This window comes from Bacillota bacterium (assembly GCA_023511455.1).
In the GTDB taxonomy this organism is placed as follows: Bacteria; Armatimonadota; HRBIN16; order HRBIN16; family HRBIN16; genus HRBIN16.
The window spans coordinates 1-20,570 of record JAIMBJ010000027.1 but is presented as its reverse complement, the minus strand read 5'-3'; the positions used below and the strand labels follow the sequence as shown (position 1 = coordinate 20,570).

Genomic DNA, 20,570 nt, shown 5'->3' with positions numbered 1-20,570 from the left:
CCAACGACGACAACGTCGGCTTCTGGGCAGCGTCGTCGCAGGTGCTTCGTTTCTGGCAGTACACCCTTCGTGCTACCGTAACACATCCGGTTCGACGAGCCCTATTTCATCCTCGTCTGCAGACGGATGGCTGCCGCCTTCAGGTTGACTTCGCGCATCCGTCGCAGCATCTCCCACTTGGGACGGTCGGTGAAATCAACCAACCCGAAGGCATAGTGTTCACCGATAACCAGCACATTGCCTCTGCCGGGTCCGCGTCCGGTGAGCGGCTGGTCCCGATACTGGAACCACATCACTCCCACACAGGCAGGATGCTGCGCCGCATCGCCTACCCAGCGTGCGTAAAGTTCCCCCGCCTCCCTTTCATCCTTCGCCCACACGTGATAGCGTCCGTAAGCGCGGGCACCATCGTGATACGGTGGGAAGGAGAACTCGCCGCACAGGACAGGTTTATCGATGCGGCTGAGCCGCTGTTTCATCCGGTTGTCGGCGAATTCGGGCGCGTAAAGGTCGTAGCCCAGCACATCACAGTGCCGCGCACTCAGCATCCAGTCCTCTTCGTTTTCCCACCAGCCGGGCACCACCCAGAAGCCAAAATAGAGATGGTTGGGGTCTATCTCTTTCACCGTGCGGTATATCCATGCGTAATAGCGGTCTGCAAGAAAACGGCGTAGTGTTTCGACATCTTCGTCGGGTGGGGTTGACTGCGAGGTGTAAAGCGCGCTGCGGTCACGCGCCTTCAGGTTCCACGCTGCAGATAGCCGCGAGAGATTATTTCGGTATAAGTTTTCCAGCGCAAAATCTATCAAAGCTCGCTTACCCGCAGGTGCGCCGGGCAGCCGGAGGATTTGTAATGTTTCCTCGCGGGTGACAATCTCGTCATACTCGTTCCCCAGCGACCAGCCCAGCACCCACGAACTGTTGCGATAGGGTTCTATCTGTCGGCGCAGGTGTTCGCGGAACTGTGCCTGAATCACGGGGTCGAAGATATCAGGATGGCGCACCAAGGTGGGAATGCCCCAACGATTCAAAACAGGTGCATGCGGAAAGTTCTCCAAACGGTCCCACTTACCAACGCCAGAAAAGCCCCATGTGAGTAACCTTTGTCGCGCAAGTTGAATACTTTGCTTTTTCCAGTCGCTCCCGAAACGTCGCATCAGGTTGGCGGCGTGCAGGCAGACGTAGTCGGTGCCCGCCTGCTCGCCCCAGACATCCCTGCCCCACAATTCGGCGGTCTTTCCTTCGCGCGGAGGGAGCCATTCAAAAATGGCTTCACGTTCCGAGACGGGCGTCTTCTCCCAGTTCAGCGCGGGAACAGAGCATACTCCCAAATAAAAACAGGGATTCCCTTCGGGGGTAATCAGCCACCAAAACCCGTCCCGGCGCACCACGCGATAGAAGCCCGTTGCGATTTCGCGCCAGCCTGCCTTGCGGTAACCGCCATAAGGGTCGTAGTCGGTCGGCGTGCCCCACTGTTTCAGAAGCCGTCGCTCCTCTTCCAGACTGCGCCGCAAGTCCTCATCGCGCCGAACCTTGTCGGGGGTCTGCAGATAGCGACACTGCCCGTAGCGGTCAATATAAGGCTGGAACTGCTTCCAATCGGGCATCGGCGCGAGGCGAAACGTCACCTCGATGGTGACTGGAAAGGCAGGGGTAAACCCCCTTCGGTAAACCGGCAGTCCCCAGAAGGTTTCGGGGTTAAACATCCGCACCGGTTCGGGCACGGCGGGTGCAAATGCCCCTAACGCGAACTCCAGCGGTTTGCCAGAGCCGGCACGGATGGCGACCCGGTGCGCTGTGACATAGTACTGCGTTGGTGCCATTGCCCAGACTGGGGTCACTCCAACCTCGAGGGCACCTTGGTGAGCAGCGACGGCGCCAGCGCTTTCGCCAACCAGTTTTTCGTTGATCCATAAGGACGCCGTTTGCTGAGTGATCCGTGCGCGCAGGGCGAAGGTTTTGCCCCAGTCCCAGTCGGCTGAGCCGACAATAAAGCGCCATGCGTTGCCGTCGCCGATGCCCATCGCAACACGAAGCGTGTCGAGCCTGCAAATCGGCTCAGTTGAGTCGTTTTCAAGACTTAGGTAAAACCCTGTGCGTCTTGCCCAGTCGAATTGGGCAGCGAAGTGATAGCGATGGCTTGGCACGATAGCCTTCCCCCTTTCAACGACGTTGCTCTGCCGCTCGCAGCCGTACGGGCACCGCTTTGAGATTAACCTCGCGCATCCGTCGCAGCATGTCCCACTTCGGATGGTCTGTAAACTCGATTAATCCGTGCGCCGTGTGCTCGCCGATAAACAGCTGCTTCCCCCGTCCTGGCCCTCGCCCAGTAATCGGCTGGTCGCGGTACTGAAACCACATTGCCCCGGCGCACAAGGGGTGCTGGGCGGCATCGGTAATCCACTGAACGTAGAGTTCGCCTGCCTCGCGGTCATCGCTTGCTGACGACCCCATAAACGCCCCCCAACCGCGCTTCCCGCCGTGATAAGTTGCAAACGCAAACTCGCCACACAGGATTGGCTTATCGACCCTGTCGAACAGGCGTGCCAACTGCGGTGGCGAGAAGGTGAGGCTGTAGTAGTCATAACCCAACACGTCGCAGTGTTTCGCAATCAGGTTCCAATCCTCGTCGTTTTCCCAGCCGTACGGATAAATCCAGAAGCCGAGATAGAGGTGGTCGGGGTCAATCTCTTTGATTGTACGGTATATCCAGTCATAGTAGCGGTCGGCATAGAAACGGCGCATGGCTTCGAGCTCCTCGTCAGAAGCCCTCGTGATGGACGCCCGACAGAGGGTCTCCAGACTGCCTGCAGACACACCCCATGTTTGCGCCAGCCTGCTCAGGTTTCCGTCGTAACGTGTGCGCAGCAGATGCTCCACGATTGCCACCTTCGCGGGTGGGGCGTACGGCAGCTCGAGGATTTTGCGAATCTCATCGCGCCGGATGATTTCTTGATCCTCGTTGCCCACCGACCAGCCCAGCACCCACGGGCTACGTCGGTACGGCGTTATCTGCCGAACCAGCTCGGCGCGGAACCGCGATTGAACGCTGCTGTCAAAGATGTCGGGATGGCTAACGAGGTTGGGCACATTCCCCCGTGACAGCACAGACGCGAACGGCATCTCCTCGAGGTAACCCCATTTGCCGACCCCCGAGAAGCCCCAGGTGCGCAGCCGCTTTTTAGCCAGCTCGCGGCAGGCCTGCCTCCAGTTCGTGCCGAGGCGTCGCATCAGGTTCACGGCATACAGGCTAACGTACTCCGCCCCCGTGTTCTCACCCCAGGCGTTGGTTGCCCAGATGCCAGCATACTCTCCTTCGCGCGGCGGCAGCCACTCGAATATCTCCTCGCGGTCGGAAACGGGGGTCAGTTCCCACACCTCCATCGGCGCGCTGCAAACGCCAGTATAGAAGCAGGGGTAGCCTTCGGGCGTAATCAGCCACCAGTATCCGTCACGGCGCACGACACGGTAAAAACCAGTCGGTCTCTCACGCCACCCTGCGCGCAGGTAGCCCCCGTACGCGTCGAAGATGTTAGGGATACCCCACTGTTGAAGGATGCGCTGTTCCTGCTCGTAATCGCGGCGCAAATCAGCATCACGACGCACCTTGGTTGGGTAGTCTGCGTAGCGACACTGCCCGTATCGGTCCACATAAGGGATATACCGCCGCCAGTCTGGTATCCGCGCCAGCTGGATAGTTACTTCTACAGCAATTGGCAGACTGGGGACGAACTCTATCTGATGAGTGGAGAAGTTAGTAGCCAGTCCCCAAAAGACATGGGGGTTGAAAAAGCGCAGCGGTTCAGGCAGGTCGGCAGGCGGGCCTCCGATTTTGAACCGTTGTTCCCTACCGCCCTGCAGGAGACGCAGCTCCGCAGGCACTAGATGATAATCAGTATCCCCAAACGCCCACGAAGGTACTTCGCCGATGTTCAACTTGCCTGATACCAGATGTGGACGTACTGCCTGCTCGCCGACCTGTTTGCCGTTCTGCCAGAGTACCGCGCGTTCTGCCGTGATTTCTGCGCGGATGTGGTAGCGAGTGTCCAGTCGCCACTGTCCAGCAGGGATAGAGGATACGTACCAATTCTGGCCGTCCGCAACGCCGAAGAACAGCCCGAGCGTCTCGACCCGACATGGGCCGGAAGGGTTACGGTTCTCGAAAGCGAGATAAAAGCCTATGCGCTTGGCCCAATCATGCTGGCTAACAAGGTAGTACCGATGCTCTGCCATTTCCCGATTCAAATCCCCGTACTTTTTCCGAACGGATTCGCTGTGAGTGCCAGAGAGTCCTGCCGATAATATGGGCAGAGGAGGTTGGTCGTATGGCATATCCGGCGCAGCGTATCGAGATCACAGGCATCGACGTGAACAGCGTGGAGAAAGACCCTTCATTTGCGACCGCGTACGCCTTCTACATGCAACTATCCGAAACGCCCAATGAGGCGTGGACGCTGGCGTTCAGCGAGGAATGGAAGGCAATCATCGCCGCGCGCAAGCTGCAGCTGGATGTAGTGGGCGACCGCCTGCGCTGCATCGTTTCCGAGGGAGACGACCTGCGCAGGGTCGTTCAGTTCGCTGCTGAATTCGTGGAACGTATCAATCAGCGAGTGCCATACTATTGTGCGCAATTGGAGGAGCGCGAGCGCCGCGAACAGGCTTACCAGCGTGAAGTGGAAGAACGCATCGCTCAAATCCGGGCACGGCTCCAAGCACTGGCTGAGGAATTAGAGCAACAGCAGGCGGCATAACGGTCAGTCAGAACCGGACGGTTGAAAGGCAGGTGTCGGCAATTTGAGCACCAGCGGGATTAACTTCTCAGGGCTTGTCTCCGGAATGGACACGGAGACCCTGATTCAACAAATCATTCAGATAGAGAGTCGTCGCAAGAAGATATGGTCGACTCAACAGTCTCAGTTGACGCAGAGGCTGAGCGGGTTACAGGCTGTACAGACGCAGCTGCTCGGCTTCCAATCCGCCATTTCTCAGGTTACCGTGCAAACCGCTTTCAAAGCGGCGAGCGCCACCAGCAGCGCAGAAAGCGTCGCACGGGTTACCGCTACCGCTGATGCCCTGCCGGGCACATACCTGCTGGAGGTATCTCAGCTGGCGACCAACCACAAAATCGGTACCACCGCGCAGACGACTGCAGAGAACGCCCTCGGCTTGAGCGGCTGTTTTATGGTCAATGGCAAACAGGTCACTGTAGTAGCCAGCGACAACCTGCGCGACATCGCGGCGCGAATCAACAACGCCAAAGCGGGGGTCACCGCCTCTGTGCTCAGCGTCAGCAGCAGCGAGCACTATCTGGTACTGACCGCTCACGAGTCCGGCGCAGCGAACGCCATTAGCCTGAACGATCTGGGCAGCGGTAATGTACTGCAATCCTTGGGGCTGGTAACCAGCTCGGTCAGCATCAAGAACGCGGTCACCAACGGGGCGCAATCCGATAAATTTGCAGACACCAGCACAGCCGTGGGCACCTTGCTGAACCTGAGCGGTGCGCCTTCGGGAACCGTCAAAATCAACGGTGTGGATATCGCCATTGACCTCAGCACGGACTCACTCAACAGTATCGCCCAGAAAATCAACGATGCCGGGGCAGGCGTTACCGCTTCGGTGGTAACGGTTACTGAAAAAGGTACTGCTCGTTATCGTCTGCAAATCACTGGAGCCAGCACGCCCACTTTCACCGACGACCAGCATGTTCTGGAAACGCTGGGTATCCTGAAGGCAGGCTACGGCAACGAACTGATTCAGGCGAGAGACGCCCAGTTTAAGATAGACAACATGAGCCTGACCAGCAGCAGTAACGTGCTGACCAACATCATCTCCGGTGTGACTATCACCCTGATGGATGCCGACGCCACCAACCCGAAGAGAACGACGATCACCGTCAGCCGCGATATAAAAAGCATTAAGGACGCCATTAAGGGATTCGTGGACGCTTACAACTCCACGATAGACCTCATCAAAAAGTATGACTACTTCGACAAAGAGACCTACGACACAGGACCCCTGTTCGGCAACGCGACCATCAACGCGCTGACCGCCGAGCTGATGGCAACCGTGTCGGATGTGGTAGCAGGCGCGCCCTCCGACCTGAGCATGCTGGCACAGGTGGGGATCACCCTGGACCCCACCGGCTCCGGCAAGCTGGTGCTGAAAGAGTCGCAGCTGGAAGCCGCGCTGAACAGCCGTCTCAGCGATGTGGAGCGGCTATTCCGGGTGATGGGTAGCACCAGCGATCCGCGTCTGACCTTTGTCATCGCTACCAGCAAGACCAAAGCCACCGGCGAGCCTCTTACGGTCAACATTACCCAGGTTGCCACGCAAGCGCAGGCAACGGCTTCGCTGGCGCAGACACAGGCAAGCACCACCACCGAACGATTGACTTTTGGCGGCGCGCTGTTCAACAACACCGAGTACTCCATCACGCTGAACGCAGGCAACACCATCGACGACACCATCGCGCAGATTAACGCGGACGCCACGCTGTCGCGCTATCTGGTTGCTTCGAAGGACGAGAGCGGACGACTGGTGCTTACCTCCAAGCAGTATGGTTCGAAAGCGGCTTTCACCGTAGTCAGCGACCAGGAAGCCGCAGATAACAACAGCGGCATCGGCACCACCCGGCTCGAAGTGCGTGGGCAGGATGTGGCAGGTACCATTAACGGCGAAGCCGCCACAGGTGATGGTCAGTTCCTGACCGGCAACAGAGGCAACGCCACCACCGACGGTTTACAGATAAGGGTGACCGCCACCACACCGGGCATCATCGGCACTGTCACGGTCACGCGCGGCATCGCAGACCGGGTGTTCCAGCTGATTCAGCAGTTTACCGATTCCATCAGCGGTGCGCTGACCGAAGAAACCAAGACCATCCAGCAGCAGATCGATGAAATCAAGCAGCGCATCTCGGCGTTTGACGAGGCGATGCAGCGCCGGGCGAACGACCTGCGGGCACAGTTCACGTCGATGGAGAACGCCCTGAACAAGATGCGCTCTCAGGCGCAGTATCTCACTGCTCTGTTCGGACAAGCCAGTCTGCTGAGCAGTCTCAACATAAGATAATACACCTTCACAAAGAGGGAAGCGGAAGATGGCGTTGACAAGCCCCTACGATGTTTACCAGCGTACGCAGGTAGACACCGCATCACCTGCCAAACTGGTGGTGATGTTGTATGACGGAGCGATCCGTTTTTTGAGACAGGGACAGGCTGCCATGCAGCAGGGAGACCGCGAGAAACAGAACCATTATCTGGTGCGCGCCCAGCGGATTATCACCGAGCTGGCAAGCTCGCTGGATATGGAAGCAGGTGGAGAAATCGCCCAAAACCTGATGGCGCTGTACCAGTTCATGCATGAACAGTTGGTGATGGCGAACCTGCAAGACGATGTAGCAAAGGTGCAAAAGGTGTGCGAGATGTTGCAAAGCCTGCGAGAAGCCTGGGCGCAGGTGGAAGTCGCAGTCCGCGAGGCTTCATCCCAAACAGCCGGTGAAAAAATGGAGGTGTCTCATGCCGCCTGAGGACGATGCATCCTGGCAGAAGTGGCTGGCGAAGTATGCCGAGCGGGTGAAGCTTCTCTGCGCCCTGCAAGAGGACGCCATCCGCCGTCAGGACTGGCCTGCATTGCAACAGCTGCTTCAGGAACAGGAGCAAATTCTGGAGGTACTGCGGCAGACACCTCCCTCTCAACTACCCTCTGAAGTTCTTGCATTTGCCCAGCACCTCTGGCAGATGAACCAGCATCTGCAGCAGATGATGGAAGAACGTATGACCGCACTGCGGGCAGACATGGCTTCTCTCCATCGTATCCGCGAAAACGCGCAACGCTATCACTTCGGCGCCTCCACGGGCGGTCTGGAAGACCGCGCAGCGTAAAATTCCCCTTCATGCAGGGATAAGTTCCACTTTCATCGAACAAAGGGGAGACGTTGATTCGTGAAAGTGGAGGTCTGTGATTGCATGTCGGGTTTGGTGGAAGGGAAGAACGCTCTGGTGCTGGGTGTTGCCAGTGAGCGCAGCATCGCCTGGGCGATTGCCCGGCGGTTAGCGCAGGAAGGGGCAAACCTGGCGTTAACATATCAGAACGAGCGTCTGGAGAAAAACGTGCGTCCGCTGGCGGAAAGTCTACCGGGAACGCTGCTCCTGCCGTGCGATGTATCCGACGATGTGCAGGTAGCGAATCTGGCGCAGGAGTTACAGACGCGCTGGGGCAAACTGGATATTCTGGTACACAGTGTCGCGTTTGCGAAGAAAGAGGAGCTATCGGGGCGCTATGTGGATACCTCGCGTGAGGGGTTCCGTATCGCGATGGACGTGAGCGTCTTCTCGCTGGTCGCGCTGTGTCGGTCGCTGGAGCCTCTGATGGGAGAAGGAAGCAGCGTGGTGACGCTGACTTACCTCGGCAGCGAGCGCGTGGTGCCGAACTACAACGTCATGGGCGTCGCCAAAGCCGCGCTGGAAGCCAGCGTGCGTTACCTCGCCTCCGACCTCGGTCCGAAGGGCATTCGGGTGAATGCGATTTCGGCGGGACCTATCAACACGCTGGCGGCTCGGGCGATTGCGGGGTTTACCACCATGCTGCAAAGGGTGCGCGAAGTCGCTCCCCTGCGACGCAACACGGAAGCCGAAGAGGTGGCGGATGCTGCCCTCTTTCTGCTGAGCGACCTCGCACGGGGCGTCACGGGCGAGGTGCTTTACGTGGATAGCGGTTACCACGTCATGGGCATGGTCTAAAAGTCAGGTGGAATGGAGGTTGCTGCGATGAAGAAGACACTGGTTGTGACACTGGCGTTGCTGTTCACGATGGTCCCCCTCACCTTTGCGCAGGAAGAGCCTCCTGGTGAAGTCACGGTTGGAGGCGAACTCATCCTGCGCATCCGCTTCAGCGCAGGCGGTATGACGCCGCAGCAGAGGGCAGACGCGATTACGCAGCGGCTGGTCAAGATTTTGCAGGACCCGGATATCCAGCCTTCGGACATCGTGGTCAAGCCGATTGCCGGTGGCGAGGCGGCGATATATGTCAAAGACAACTTGCTGGTCACTGTCGATAAGAAACACGCGGCTCGCAACAAGACCACGCCGTTGAAGCTGGGCGAAATATGGGCAAAACACCTGCGGGAAGTGCTTCCACAGGTAAACGTCAAGCCAATGCGATAGGTGCTGTGGCGTAAGGAACCTCTTAATGAACCGATTGCCCGTTGGAGGGCAAGGCTCCTGCTGAGGTGTTGCGTGTGTTTTTACCGCTCACCACGAGGTTCGCCCTCCAGGGCATGAACTATAGGAGTTACGTGGCTGGAAGACTGTCAGGAAGCTTGCGACGTAAACCGACATCATCCGTCATTCTGAAGTATTGTCATTCTGAGCGAAGCGAAGAATCTCATACACCCTTCGCTGGCGCTCAGGGTGACAGGATATGAGACGCTTCGTTTGCACTCAGCATGACAGAAAAGTGTCTTTGTAAGCGCTGAAAAGCATGGTCCGCCAGCAGACGAGGAGGCTCCAGTGAGAAGAGGCGTTGCCGAACATCTGGTGCAACTGGTGTATCTGGCATTAGTAACACTGTGGATACTGATACCCGCACTCGCCAATATGGAGGATACCATCATGAACAACGAAGCCCCTGAAAACACCTACCGTGCCGAGCTGGTCAGCTATCCGGGCGCGTACGGCTTCGAAATCGGCAAGTCTGCTATCATTCTGGTCAGCGATCAGGAACTAGAAATGCTTTCCGACCCCGACAGGGTGCTGAACCTCAGTCTGACGTTTGAAAAAGATGAGGCAAGCTTACGCCAGGTATGTGAACAGGCAAAAGCGGCAGGGCATCGTACTCTCATCATCGCCTTTGACCACTTCTTCAGCCAGTATCGTCCTGGACAGGCGGGACCGCGCCGCTACACCCCCGACATGGACGAGTACGTGCAGCGTATCGCAGGTATCGCCCGGTTCGCACAGGGTTATGGACTGGGGCTGGAGCTCAGTCTGCTCTCGCCGCTGGAGGTGGGACCTGCCTACCGCGCCCGCACGGGCGAATGTGGTGTGTGGATGCAGTATCGCAAGGGCTTGCGCGACCCGAAAACAGGGGCATTCAGCGTGCAGGTCTGGCGACACAAGCGCTGGGCAAATAACAAAGGGGTGGTGGAGCTGGAAGACGCCGGCGTGAGGGTGTTTGCTTTTCGCGAGCGATCCATCCCCGGCACACCGTACCGCGTGGTAGACCCCAGCGACATCGTAGAGATTAGCGAGACTGCAAAGGTAGAGGTCTTTTCGAACGTTCAGGCGCGGGCAGGAGACTTTACCGCTGAACGTATCCGCGTCTACGGTGAAGGGCGCACCGACATCGGCGACCTCAACCGCGTGCTGGTGATACAGGTATACCGCTCGCCGGAGATGGACTATTTCAGTGAGAAGGCATTGCCATTTTTGAAGTCGCTGGTAGATATGTATGCGGATGCAGGGGTGAAACTCAATGCCCTCTATTCAGATGAAATGCACATCCAGCAGGACTGGGCATACTTCAACCACCATGAACATGGCGAGTTCGCCATGCGCTACGTGACCGACAGCCTGGCGCGTCGCTACGCCCAGATGTACGGTGACCAGTACCGCGACTTTGCCAGATACCTGATTTACTTCGTGTACGCACAGGAGGACTTCGCCAACGACCTGAGCGCACGGCAGCCAGTGATGCACGTCTTCGGTGCGACGCCGGAAGCCATCCGCGAGACCGCTCTTTTCCGTGCGCGCTATTACCGCCTGCTGCAGGATGGAGTGGTAGACCTGTTCGTCGCCGCCAAGCGGTATGCCGAGCAGCGCATGGGGCACAAGCTCGAGGCACGGGCGCATGCCACCTGGGCGGAAAGTCCCACCGTAGACTACTGGCAGGTAGGGCAGGAGAACATGAACCGCCATAAGTACGAGTACACCCCGAACTTTGTGTGGTCGGTGACGGTGCATCAGGCGGCTTCGGCGTGCTACGACTACTTCCGTTGGGGCGATTTCTTAACCGGCAACGGGAATGACCACTCGGAAGGAGGCTGGCTGGACAGAAACTACTACGGACTCGCTCTCGGATGTTCCACCGGTATCCTCAACGAGGTGCCCTACTCTTACGCGGCGCACTGGGGGTCTCCCCAGGAAATCAGCCAGAGGCACTGGTGGTTGCAGTGCGCCTATGGAACCGCCGGGGGGTATCATGGGCGTGTGCAGGGTATGCAACACCGCGCAGTAGAGGTGCTGATGCTCTACCCTCTGGACCTCGTGGCGGTGGAAGAGCGGTTCGGCAGCTGGATGACGCAATACGGCTACGCCAACTACATCACGCAGTGGAAACTGCTGGAACAGGGCAAGCTGGAAGGCGGAGCCATCCGTATTGGGGACTACCGCTTTACCACGCTCGTGGCGTTGTTCGAGCCTTTCCCCTCGCGCAAGACGCTGGAGCTGATGCAGAAGATGGTGGAGGCAGGCGGTCGGGTGATATGGTCGGGACCTCCACCGGTACTCACTGCTGAGGGCGAACCCGCGCTCCCGCTGTGGCAACAGATATTCGGTGTGCGCTACACCCCCGCACAAAACGAGGGCATCGCCGCACCCGGGCGGGTGGTGACTTTCAGCGGAACCCTGAAAGAAGTCGCTCCGCAAACCATCCTGACCGACTTTCTGGTAGACCGCATCTACCCTGTGCAGGCTGAGCCAGGCACTGAGGAAGTGGCTCACGTCGGTGAGCGGGTGGTGGGCACGCTCAGGCGAACTGCCCGAGGGGGGATCGCTGCCTTCCTCGGCTATCGCCCTCGTGACGACCAATCCCGCAGCCTGGGGCATGACGCCCGCAACTGGTTTGAGATATTGAGCGCACTGGGGGCTTACTCGCCCACCGGCAAATTGCCCGGCGTGAACGACAACACCGAATGCCTTTCGCGCACAGGGCAGTATCTGGTTACCCGCTTCCCGAACGGCGCGATTGCCATCGCTCCTCATACACGGGATATCGTCGAAGATTGGAGCGGCGGCTTCGCTCGAAACCGGCAGGAGGATGAACGGGTTCTGCAGCGGCTGAAACTGCCGTCGGAGCGCGTGGAAGTGAAAGACTTCGCCGTGAACGGTCACCGCGTGACCGTCAACGCTTCAGGCACGGTGAGCTTCCGCGTCGACGAGCGCGGAGAACTGGCTGCATTCTGCGGCTCAGACTGCACACAGATAGAGATTGACGGCCAGCGCTATCACTTCGCCGAGCGACTCGGTGAAAACCCGCTGGCGCTGGTGGCATGGGCGCCTGTCGCCTCAGAACGGCGAGTTCCAGGCGGAGCGGTGATGGAAATACAGGTGCACGGCGCTGCCCGACTGATGCTCTCCGAAAACCTGTTCCCTCTGCAGTTTCAGCTGTTCCTCGAGGGAGCGACCCCGGGCAGCAAAGGGCGGGAGGTTCCCTTCCGCCGTGAGGGCAACAGGGTGATTATCGAGGTCAGCCCGGAACTATCGGGCAGGTGGATATTTGTGGTTGTCAGCGGGAGTTGAGGGATGCACCCGGCATGAGAGGGTCAGGCACGGTCACGCCGACGCCACGCTTTCACGGAAATGCAGACAGAAGGTCGTGTAGCCACCTCCTAACGCTGACGACGTTCCCTCCGAAACTCCCAGGGAGGTATCGGATTCTTGTCGCGCCACAAGCCACGCCTTTCGCGCCGCGCCTCCTCCTCCAGACGTTGCAGCACCGGGTCATCCGAATAGCGGCGGTACCACCAGGCATAGCCGTTGCGTACCAGTTCGCGGTTGAGGCTGCGCCCATCTGGCAGGATGACCTCGCCCAGGATGCGCCCGTACTGGTCGGTTCCGCGTACCTGCACCGCCACCGTCTTGCCGAACACCAAATCGGAGGTGAACTGTTTCGCCCGCGTGCCATACGCCTGATGGCTTTCCGGGCTATCAACGCCCTGCAGGCGCACGCGAACCGCCCTACCCGCACGCATCACCTCGATGGTGTCGCCGTCAGAGACGCCCACCACCCTGCCGACGAAGTCCCCTCGCGCCGGCATCCATCGCTGCCACAGCGCGGACACCACCAGAACGAGTACGACCGCCGCCAGGGAGACGGTAGCATTTCGTGTTCTTCGGTTCCTTTTCGCCACGAAGAGATAGTTGGACATGGAAGGACGCTGATTCCTGCCACGAAGGTTGTTGGTTTTGCCCTGTTCCCTGCCCCGCCTGCGCTTGACATTCGGCTACCCGACGGTGCAAAATGGTATCATCAAGTACCGGCGAGGGGAGACATGCGTATCTACACCAGAACAGGCGACGACGGTACCACTGGCTTGCTGGGCGCACAGCGGGTGAGTAAGGACTCGCCCCGCGTGGAGGCGTACGGCAGCGTCGACGAGCTGAACGCACACCTGGGGCTGGCTATCGCGCATCTCCAGTTGCATGAGCGATTCCGGCAGATACTGCAACAGGTGCAGAGCGAGCTGTTCGTCATCGGCGCGGAGCTGGCGGTTCCGGTAGGCAAGAAGCCGGTGATCAAGCCCATTTCGGAGCAACAGGTCAAGCAACTGGAACACTACATTGACGAGATCGAGGACACTCTGGAACCCCTGCATCATTTCATCCTGCCTGGGGGCACGGTTGCCTCAGCGGCTTTGCACGTGGCGCGCACCGTGTGCCGTCGCGCAGAGCGGCGCGTAGTCAGCCTGTTCCATGTGGAGCCCGGCAATCCGCATATTCTCACCTATCTGAATCGACTGGGTGACCTGCTGTTTGTGATGGCGCGAGCGGTCAACACCGCCGAAGGCGTACAGGACATTATCTGGGAACTGTAGACATGGACGTATCGATTATCGGAGCAAGCGGCGACTGTGGGCGCGAGATCGCCATTCAGCTGGTAGCGGAACGAGTGCTGTCGCCAAACGAGCGATTGCAACTGGTGGGCAGGCATGGCGGCAGGAGTGAGCGGGTGCTACACGGTTTGCGCAGCGACCTGTCCGACGCCTACGCCGAAATCGCCCCCGAAATAGATGTAGCCCTGCACCCCGATGAGGTAGTCGGTGACATCATCGTGATGGCAGCTGGGCAAGCGGTTCCCACGGACGCCGCCAGCGCACCATCGCGCGATACACTGGCGATGGCAAACCTGCCCGTGTTTCATGCCTATGCCGGCGCTATCGAGAAGCATGGACACGGCAACGAGGTCGTCATCGTGGTGACCAACCCGGTGGAGCTGGGCGTGGAGATATTCAGCCGTTATTTGGGCAGGCATCGGGTGATTGGCATCGGGGCATACTCGGACTCGCTGCGATTCCGTCGCGAAATCGCTGCCGATGTGGGTGTGCGTCGCCAGATGGTACACGCTTTCGTGGTGGGCGAACACGGCGAACAGATGGTTCCCCTGTGGAGTAGCCTGCGTATTTACGGCATGGATATGGAGGAGATGCTGTCTATTACGGCGCGGCTTCGGGGCAAGCGTCAGCTGACCGATTTCCCCTCCGAAGTGCAGCAGGCAAAAATCCAGACGCTGGCTTACCTGCAGCAGGGGCTGATTCGCGAGGCGTTTGAGCATGTCGACCGCCTCCCACCTGACCTGCGAGTGGTGTTGAAGCCCTATCTCACCCATTTGTCGGGGGCGAAAACAGCCGTTGCGACCGCCAACGTCACGGTAGACCTGGTGCGCACGCTGATGGACGGGCGCGAGATTGTGGTGGCGGGACAGGTGCGGCTGGATGGCGAGTTTTATGGCATCCACACCACCATCGGCGCTCCTATCGTGGTGGGCACTAACGGCTGGTCGCAGGTGGTTCCGTTGCAGCTGTGGGAAGATGAGGCGCGATTGCTGACGCAGGCAGCCAGCCAGGTACAGCGTAAGCTGCGGGAGTGGATGAAACATGGTGGATGAGCGCTGGGTGTTTGTGATCAAGGTACACGACAAGCCGGGCGCGCTCACGGCAATCGCCTCGGTGTTTTCCAGCCGCGGCGTCTCGGTGGATACCACGCTGGGCAGCAGCGCAGCGGGATTGCTGGAGGCGCCCAGCACGATTGTGCTCAGCTTCCACGCCACCGAGCGCAAAAAGGAGACACTCCTGCGCACCCTTGCCCGCCTGCAGCAGGTGGTGCAGGTAGAAGCGTATCCGTACACCGCGCGCGAACTCCGCAGTATCGCCATCGTCCGCGTAAGCCCAGACGAAAAGATGGCCGACCTTCCCAGAGAGGTGCATACAGAGATTATCTCGGAAAGCGGAGACAGCAAAACGGTCTTGCTCACGGGAGCCACGCGGGCTGTCGACAGGGCTGTGCATTCCCTGCAGGAACGAGGCACGCTCAAAGATGTGGTCTCGGCTGTGATGGCGGTGTAACGATGGCACGCAAGCCGGTACTCAGTCCCAGTCGTATCCGAACCTACCTGCTGTGCGAGGTGAAGTATTACCACACCTACCTCAACCCGCGCGGCAAGTTCTATATGCGAGCCAAGCGCGAGTACTCCTTCGGCACCACCATGCACGCGGTGTTGCAACACCTGCACGCCTCGGGCGGAGTGGAAGCCGTAACGGTCGAGCAGCTGCAACAGGTGATGCAGCAACAGTGGGTAGCGGCAGGTTACGAGTCGCCGCACGAAGAGCAGCAGTTCCAGCAGGTAGCGGCGGCGTTGCTGGAGCAGTATCACGCACGCACACAGGAGAGCCTGCAGCAAACACCCCCTGAACAGCGCCCGCGTCTGCTGATGCAGGAACGGTTGTTGCGCATGGACATGGGCAGGTTCGCACTGGTAGGGCGTGTAGACCGCGTGGACGAACACCCCGACGGCACACTGGAGATTATCGACTACAAGAGCTGGCGCACCGACGTCGCCCCCGAAGAGGTGCATGATGACCTCGCGATGTGCTGTTACCAGCTGCTGTTGAAGCAGCTCTACCCCGACCGTCGCATTATAGCCACCATCGTCGCGCTGCAGACGGGCGCGTTTGCCAGTGCCAGCCTCACCGACGAGGAACTCGCGGAGTTTCGCGAAGACATCCGCCTTCTGGGAGAAGAAATCGTCTCCCGCGACTTCGAGTACCTGGAACCCAAACGTATCCCGCACTGCGAGGAGTGCGATTTCCTGCCGTTGTGCCAGCGCATCTGGGAACGGCTCTAATCCCTGCCGCGTAGCGCACTCTAAAGCCTGCGGCGACAATAGCACAGGTCGCGTCCCCGATCGCCTTGATTCCTCGCCCAAAATGCTGTATATTTAACGGCGGAGAGGTCGCATAGTGGCCTAGTGCGCCCGCCTCGAAAGCGGGTACCCGGCGAAGAGCTGGGTCGCGGGTTCGAATCCCGCCCTCTCCGCCATTTTATTCCTTCGGTGGCAGACGAAACTTGTGACCACACCGCGCCAGCAAACGCCGCTGTCTGAGGCTCTGCATCGCCTGATGCAGGCGGTTCCCGTTCCCTCTCACCTGCGATTGAATGAACCTCTAAAGAACTATACTACCTTGCGCGTGGGCGGTCCCGCCGACCTTTTCTACAGGGTGACCGACATCGAAGAGTTCGCACAGGTGGTCATCACTGCGCATCAGCTTTGCGTACCCACCTTCATCCTGGGACTGGGTAGCAACCTGCTGGTCAGCGATAAAGGCATCCGTGGACTGGTGGTATACAACTGCTGTCGCCGCATCGAGGTGGGAGAAATCACCTTTTCGGAGTCGGGCGCACCCTTTCAGTTGCTGTTCCTCAAAACCGCGCAGGCGGGGCTGTCCGGGCTGGAGTTCGCGGTGGGTATTCCGGGCACGGTGGGTGGTGCGCTCATCTCCAACGCGGGGGCGTTCCGCGAAAACATCGGCGACCTCGTGGAGACGATAGACGTGGTGGTAGAGGGCGAACGCCAGCGGGTGACGCAAGAGTGGATGCAGTTCTCCTACCGCGACAGCATCCTGCGCCGTCCGGACCCCCCGCGCGCGGCTATACTGGCAGTAACCCTGCGTCTGCGCCGTGGCGACCGCCGCCAGATTTTCGCCAAAGCGCGCGAGCTGCAACGCTGGCGCATCGAACGACAGCCCCCCAACCCCTCGGCGGGCAGCTTCTTCAAGAACGTATATGATGTGGAACTGGCTCAGAAGCTATACAGTTTGCCTACCGGACTGAAAGAGGCGGGCGTCGTACCTGCGGGTTACCTGATTGCGGAGGCGGGGCTGAAGGGCACGCGCGTTGGAGGGGCAATGGTGTCTGTGAAACACGCGAACTTTCTCATCAATGCCGGAGGTGCTACCGCGACCGATATCCGTAAACTGGCAGATTTGGTCAAGCAGGTGGTTTTCGAGAGGTTTGGGGTTCTGCTCGAAGAGGAGGTACTCACTGTCGGGGACTGGTCGTAAAAACGTTGACAAGCCCGCAGACAATATGGGATACTTTTTGCGTAGCAGACGACGACAGTCCGTGTCAGCTTCACGAGGCGTATGCCCGTCTTCGCACGGACTAGGTGGCGTGGTCAAGCGGAGCTTCATCATGTGCGAGGGCACTCGTTGCCTGTCTCGGGAACGATTTGTGGAACTTTGGGGCAGGGTAACACCGGAAACGACGGAGCAGGTAGAGCATTGGCTCAGACTTCTTTCAGGGCTGAAAATGCAGGACTGAGGTCTGCAGATGAAAATCCGTGTCGTCGCCGTACAATTCAAGCCACGCAAGGGCGATGTGGAGCACAATCTGGACAGGGTCGCCGAGATATTGCGTCAGATTGTGGAAGACGGCGTGCCCGCTGATGTCGTGGTGTTTCCCGAAACCATCACTTCGGGATATTTTCTGGAGGGCGGTGTGCGCGAAGCGGCGCGAACACGCGAGCAGATACTGGAGGCGCTGGTGAAACGCTATCTGCCCTTTGCGCGACCAGAGCCGCTGGATGTGGTGCTGGGTTTCTATGAGGTGTGGCACGGTAAGTATTATAACTCCGCCCTCTACCTCACCCTCAGCGCACAGTCCGAATCGTGCCGCACTGTGCACACACATCGCAAGTTCTTCCTGCCCACCTACGGCGTGTTTCAGGAGAAGCGTTTTGTGGCGCGAGGGCGTAACATTGAGGTATTCCCCACGCGATTCGGTCCCGCCACCGTATTAATCTGTGAAGATGTGTGGCACTCGATTACGGGAGCCATCGCCGCCTTGAAGGGAGCCGAGGTGTTTTACGTGATTGCCGCCTCACCCGGCAGGGGCTTTCACGGTGAGAGCGTGGGCAACGCCATGAAGTGGCAGCAGCTGCTGTGTAACATGGCGGAAGAGCATGGAGTGTGGGTGGTGAACGCCAGCCTGGTGGGCTTTGAGGGAGGCAAGGGCTTCGTCGGGAACTCGATGGTGGTGAACCCCTTCGGGCAGGTGGTGGTGTCTGCTCCCCTGATGAGGGAAGCAATGATTACCGCTACTATCGACACCGAAGAGATAGCGATCGCACGGGCGAACGCTCCCCTGCTCGCTGACCTGGAGGCGGGACTGGCAGACCTGTTGATAGAGATGCAGGAAATCGCCGCAGAGCAACATGCGAGGCACCGACAATGAGCAAACTGGAAGTCATCCAAGCCCCTGAGCGCACACACGACGCCGAGGAGCTGCTGCGCATCAATGCACCGCTGGTCACCGAGTGGCTGGTAGAGTTCCTGCGCGACGAGATGATACGCCGACGGGGGTTCTACCGCGCCGTGGTGGGACTGTCCGGTGGGGTCGACTCATCAGTGACGGCGTTCTTGTGCGCTCGTGCTCTGGGTGCAGAGAATGTGTGGGGCATCCGTATGCCTTACCGCACCAGCAGCACGGAGAGCCTGGAACACGCGCAGCTGGTGATAGACCAGCTGGGCATCCACTCGCGCACGATAGACATCACGCCTGCCGTGGACGGTTATCTGCAGTACGAACCCGATGCCGACGGTAGACGACGCGGCAACGTGATGGCGCGAATGCGCATGATTGTGCTGTTTGACCTCTCCGCGAAGCTGAACGCCCTGCCTGTGGGTACCGGCAATAAGACGGAGCGGCTGTTTGGCTACTTCACGTGGCACGCCGACGACTCGCCCCCCATTAACCCGCTGGGCGACCTGTTCAAGACGCAGGTGTGGCAGCTGGCGCGGTATCTGGGTGTGCCAGAGGTGATTGTGTCCAAGCCCGCCTCTGCCGACCTGATTGTCGGGCAGACAGACGAGGACGACCTGGGTATCTCCTACCACCTTGCTGACCAGATACTGTACTTCCTGTTGCGCGGGTATCGCGTGGAGCAGATTGAGGAGATGGGCTATCCGCGCGAGAAGATACTTCTGGTCAAAGCACGGCTGGAGAGCACACACTGGAAACGTCACCTGCCGACCACCGCCATGCTCTCCACCACGTCGATCAATGACTACTATTTGCGTCCGGTGGACTACTGATGTATGACCTGATGATCGAACCCGAAGACGAAGACACCGAGTGGTGCTGGGAAGAGGTAGAGGGTGCTCTGCAAGCCATCGGGCTGAACGCCAGCGAGGGAGGCTGTATCGCCGCCAATGCAGAGGGAACCGTATGGGTAGACGTTGGCTCGCCAGAAAGTCCGGGGATTATACTGATTGCGGTGCGGGCACGCGAGGACCGGCGAGTCGAGATCATCCGGCAGGCGATGGACATCGCCTTCTACCTTGCGCAACGGCTGGGTGGCGTGGTGATAGATATGCAGCTGGGTGGTCGCGTACTGCCCGAAAACCGCGAATGGATTGAAGCAGAGTTTTTGCGGTAGGAAGTCACGAACAGAAGGACAGGATGGATAGTTCGCTGATTGTTGGGGCAATCATCGGGGCAGGAAGTGCGGCAGGCACTTACTTTCTGTTCAAGCGCTGGGAGGTGTTCCGCGAGCGCACGCGCGAGGAATCGCGTCGCCGCGACATCCTGCACCGTCTCGTGGTGGAGGCACTGGACAACGCCGCGTGGAACGCCTACATCGAGTCCATCATCGACGGCTGGCTGAAGGCGCACGAGGCGAAGATACTCACTCCGCAGGAGGTGCAGGATGCCCTTTACCGCTGGGTTGCCGAGCCCTACTCTCTGCGCAGCCAGCGCGACGCCCTGCAGCAGTACATCACCCTGCCCATCCGCGATGAGAAGGAACAGGAGTTATACGTTGCCATTACCGGCGTCTACCACGAACTCACCCTCAACACGCTGACCCTGCGCATGTTGCGCCTGTTTCAGGAGCTGGAGGAGTCGGAGAAGCCCTGCATTGCCCCTGAGCAGCTGATGCCGTTGCTGCAGCGCGTGGCGCAGGAGTTCAAATCGAACGGCGAGCGGTTCTACGCGCTGGCGGTACGGCTGGTAGAAAGATACCCCTTCCTCGCCGAGACGCACGCCCGCAAAATGCGCCTGCTGCTGGAACAGCTGGAAAACTACCAGAAACAGGCGGTAGCCGAACCCGACACTCCCGACTAAGTGTGTCTACCAGTCCTGGGTGATGGGCTTGTTCCAGTTCGGATGCCACTCGGGCATATCCCGCTTCCAGTTGCGGTAGTAGATGCCACCCAAAGGCGCCCAGCGGGCATGACCATCCGCAAACACCATGTTGATACCCCCGCCGTGCCAGTCTGTGCGCTTCGTGCAGTC

At 59.3% G+C, this 20,570-nt stretch carries 20 protein-coding genes and 1 tRNA gene; 17 read left to right on the top strand and 4 right to left on the bottom strand.

The genetic code is table 11. The features are described 5' to 3' along the window. Positions 1–101: 101 nt before the first annotated feature. Together K6U75_13025 and K6U75_13020 are read right to left on the bottom strand one after the other, a co-directional pair. Positions 102–2,147: a glycosyl hydrolase gene (locus tag K6U75_13025; GenBank protein ID MCL6475961.1), complete on the bottom strand. Its 2,046-nt coding sequence runs from the start codon at positions 2,145–2,147 to the stop codon at positions 102–104. A gap of 16 nt (positions 2,148–2,163) precedes the next feature. Then, entirely contained in the window at positions 2,164–4,233 is a 2,070-nt protein-coding gene (locus tag K6U75_13020; GenBank protein ID MCL6475960.1) for a glycosyl hydrolase, read from the bottom strand. Between the two features lie 92 nt (positions 4,234–4,325). Here K6U75_13020 and K6U75_13015 point away from each other — a divergent pair, with 92 nt between their 5' ends. The 7 genes from K6U75_13015 (at position 4,326) to K6U75_12985 (ending at position 12,521) form a co-directional block, all read left to right on the top strand. Further along, a complete protein-coding gene (locus tag K6U75_13015; protein MCL6475959.1) occupies positions 4,326–4,751 on the top strand; it encodes a hypothetical protein in 426 nt (141 codons plus the stop codon). A gap of 43 nt (positions 4,752–4,794) precedes the next feature. Then, positions 4,795–7,074: a flagellar filament capping protein FliD gene (gene fliD / locus K6U75_13010; protein ID MCL6475958.1), complete on the top strand. Its 2,280-nt coding sequence runs from the start codon at positions 4,795–4,797 to the stop codon at positions 7,072–7,074. 28 nt (positions 7,075–7,102) lie between these two features. Beyond that, positions 7,103–7,531, top strand: coding sequence for a flagellar export chaperone FliS (fliS, locus tag K6U75_13005; protein MCL6475957.1), 429 nt, complete (start codon positions 7,103–7,105; stop codon positions 7,529–7,531). Then, a complete protein-coding gene (gene fliT / locus K6U75_13000; GenBank protein ID MCL6475956.1) occupies positions 7,521–7,886 on the top strand; it encodes a flagellar protein FliT in 366 nt (121 codons plus the stop codon). Before fliS ends, fliT begins: the two co-directional genes overlap by 11 nt. Positions 7,887–7,970: 84 nt before the next feature. Then, complete coding sequence (locus K6U75_12995; protein MCL6475955.1) at positions 7,971–8,744, top strand: enoyl-ACP reductase; 774 nt, start codon at positions 7,971–7,973, stop codon at positions 8,742–8,744. Between the two features lie 27 nt (positions 8,745–8,771). After that, entirely contained in the window at positions 8,772–9,167 is a 396-nt protein-coding gene (locus tag K6U75_12990) for a polysaccharide biosynthesis/export family protein (GenBank protein MCL6475954.1), read from the top strand. Between the two features lie 447 nt (positions 9,168–9,614). Next, a complete protein-coding gene (locus K6U75_12985; protein ID MCL6475953.1) occupies positions 9,615–12,521 on the top strand; it encodes a hypothetical protein in 2,907 nt (968 codons plus the stop codon). A gap of 89 nt (positions 12,522–12,610) precedes the next feature. Here K6U75_12985 and K6U75_12980 read toward each other — a convergent pair whose 3' ends face one another. After that, on the bottom strand, positions 12,611–13,150 hold the full coding sequence (locus K6U75_12980) for a thermonuclease family protein (GenBank protein MCL6475952.1): 540 nt from the start codon (positions 13,148–13,150) through the stop codon (positions 12,611–12,613). A gap of 123 nt (positions 13,151–13,273) precedes the next feature. Between K6U75_12980 and K6U75_12975 the strand changes: the two genes are divergently transcribed. The 10 genes from K6U75_12975 (at position 13,274) to K6U75_12930 (ending at position 20,399) form a co-directional block, all read left to right on the top strand. Continuing rightward, positions 13,274–13,816, top strand: a complete 543-nt coding sequence (locus K6U75_12975; protein ID MCL6475951.1) for a cob(I)yrinic acid a,c-diamide adenosyltransferase — start codon at positions 13,274–13,276, stop codon at positions 13,814–13,816. A gap of 2 nt (positions 13,817–13,818) precedes the next feature. Beyond that, positions 13,819–14,886, top strand: coding sequence for a malate dehydrogenase (locus tag K6U75_12970; GenBank protein MCL6475950.1), 1,068 nt, complete (start codon positions 13,819–13,821; stop codon positions 14,884–14,886). Then, a complete protein-coding gene (locus K6U75_12965; protein ID MCL6475949.1) occupies positions 14,876–15,343 on the top strand; it encodes a hypothetical protein in 468 nt (155 codons plus the stop codon). The genes K6U75_12970 and K6U75_12965 overlap by 11 nt, the downstream gene beginning before the upstream one ends. A 2-nt stretch (positions 15,344–15,345) precedes the next feature. Beyond that, positions 15,346–16,122, top strand: coding sequence for a PD-(D/E)XK nuclease family protein (locus K6U75_12960; GenBank protein ID MCL6475948.1), 777 nt, complete (start codon positions 15,346–15,348; stop codon positions 16,120–16,122). Positions 16,123–16,223: 101 nt separating this feature from the next. After that, positions 16,224–16,316: transfer RNA gene (locus K6U75_12955), tRNA-Ser, on the top strand. Positions 16,317–16,345: 29 nt separating this feature from the next. Further along, positions 16,346–17,338, top strand: coding sequence for a UDP-N-acetylmuramate dehydrogenase (gene murB, locus K6U75_12950; GenBank protein MCL6475947.1), 993 nt, complete (start codon positions 16,346–16,348; stop codon positions 17,336–17,338). 268 nt (positions 17,339–17,606) lie between these two features. Continuing rightward, positions 17,607–18,509 carry a beta-ureidopropionase gene (locus K6U75_12945; protein MCL6475946.1) on the top strand — a complete coding sequence of 301 codons (903 nt, stop codon included), beginning with the start codon at positions 17,607–17,609 and terminating at the stop codon, positions 18,507–18,509. A gap of 5 nt (positions 18,510–18,514) precedes the next feature. Further along, entirely contained in the window at positions 18,515–19,369 is an 855-nt protein-coding gene (locus K6U75_12940) for an NAD+ synthase (GenBank protein MCL6475945.1), read from the top strand. After that, positions 19,369–19,713 carry a hypothetical protein gene (locus K6U75_12935; protein ID MCL6475944.1) on the top strand — a complete coding sequence of 115 codons (345 nt, stop codon included), beginning with the start codon at positions 19,369–19,371 and terminating at the stop codon, positions 19,711–19,713. The genes K6U75_12940 and K6U75_12935 overlap by 1 nt, the downstream gene beginning before the upstream one ends. A gap of 23 nt (positions 19,714–19,736) precedes the next feature. Then, positions 19,737–20,399 (top strand): hypothetical protein, encoded by a 663-nt coding sequence (locus K6U75_12930; protein MCL6475943.1) that lies wholly within the window; start codon positions 19,737–19,739, stop codon positions 20,397–20,399. 6 nt (positions 20,400–20,405) lie between these two features. Here K6U75_12930 and K6U75_12925 read toward each other — a convergent pair. After that, on the bottom strand, positions 20,406–20,570 hold a 165-nt coding region (locus tag K6U75_12925), incomplete at its 5' end, for a hypothetical protein (GenBank protein MCL6475942.1).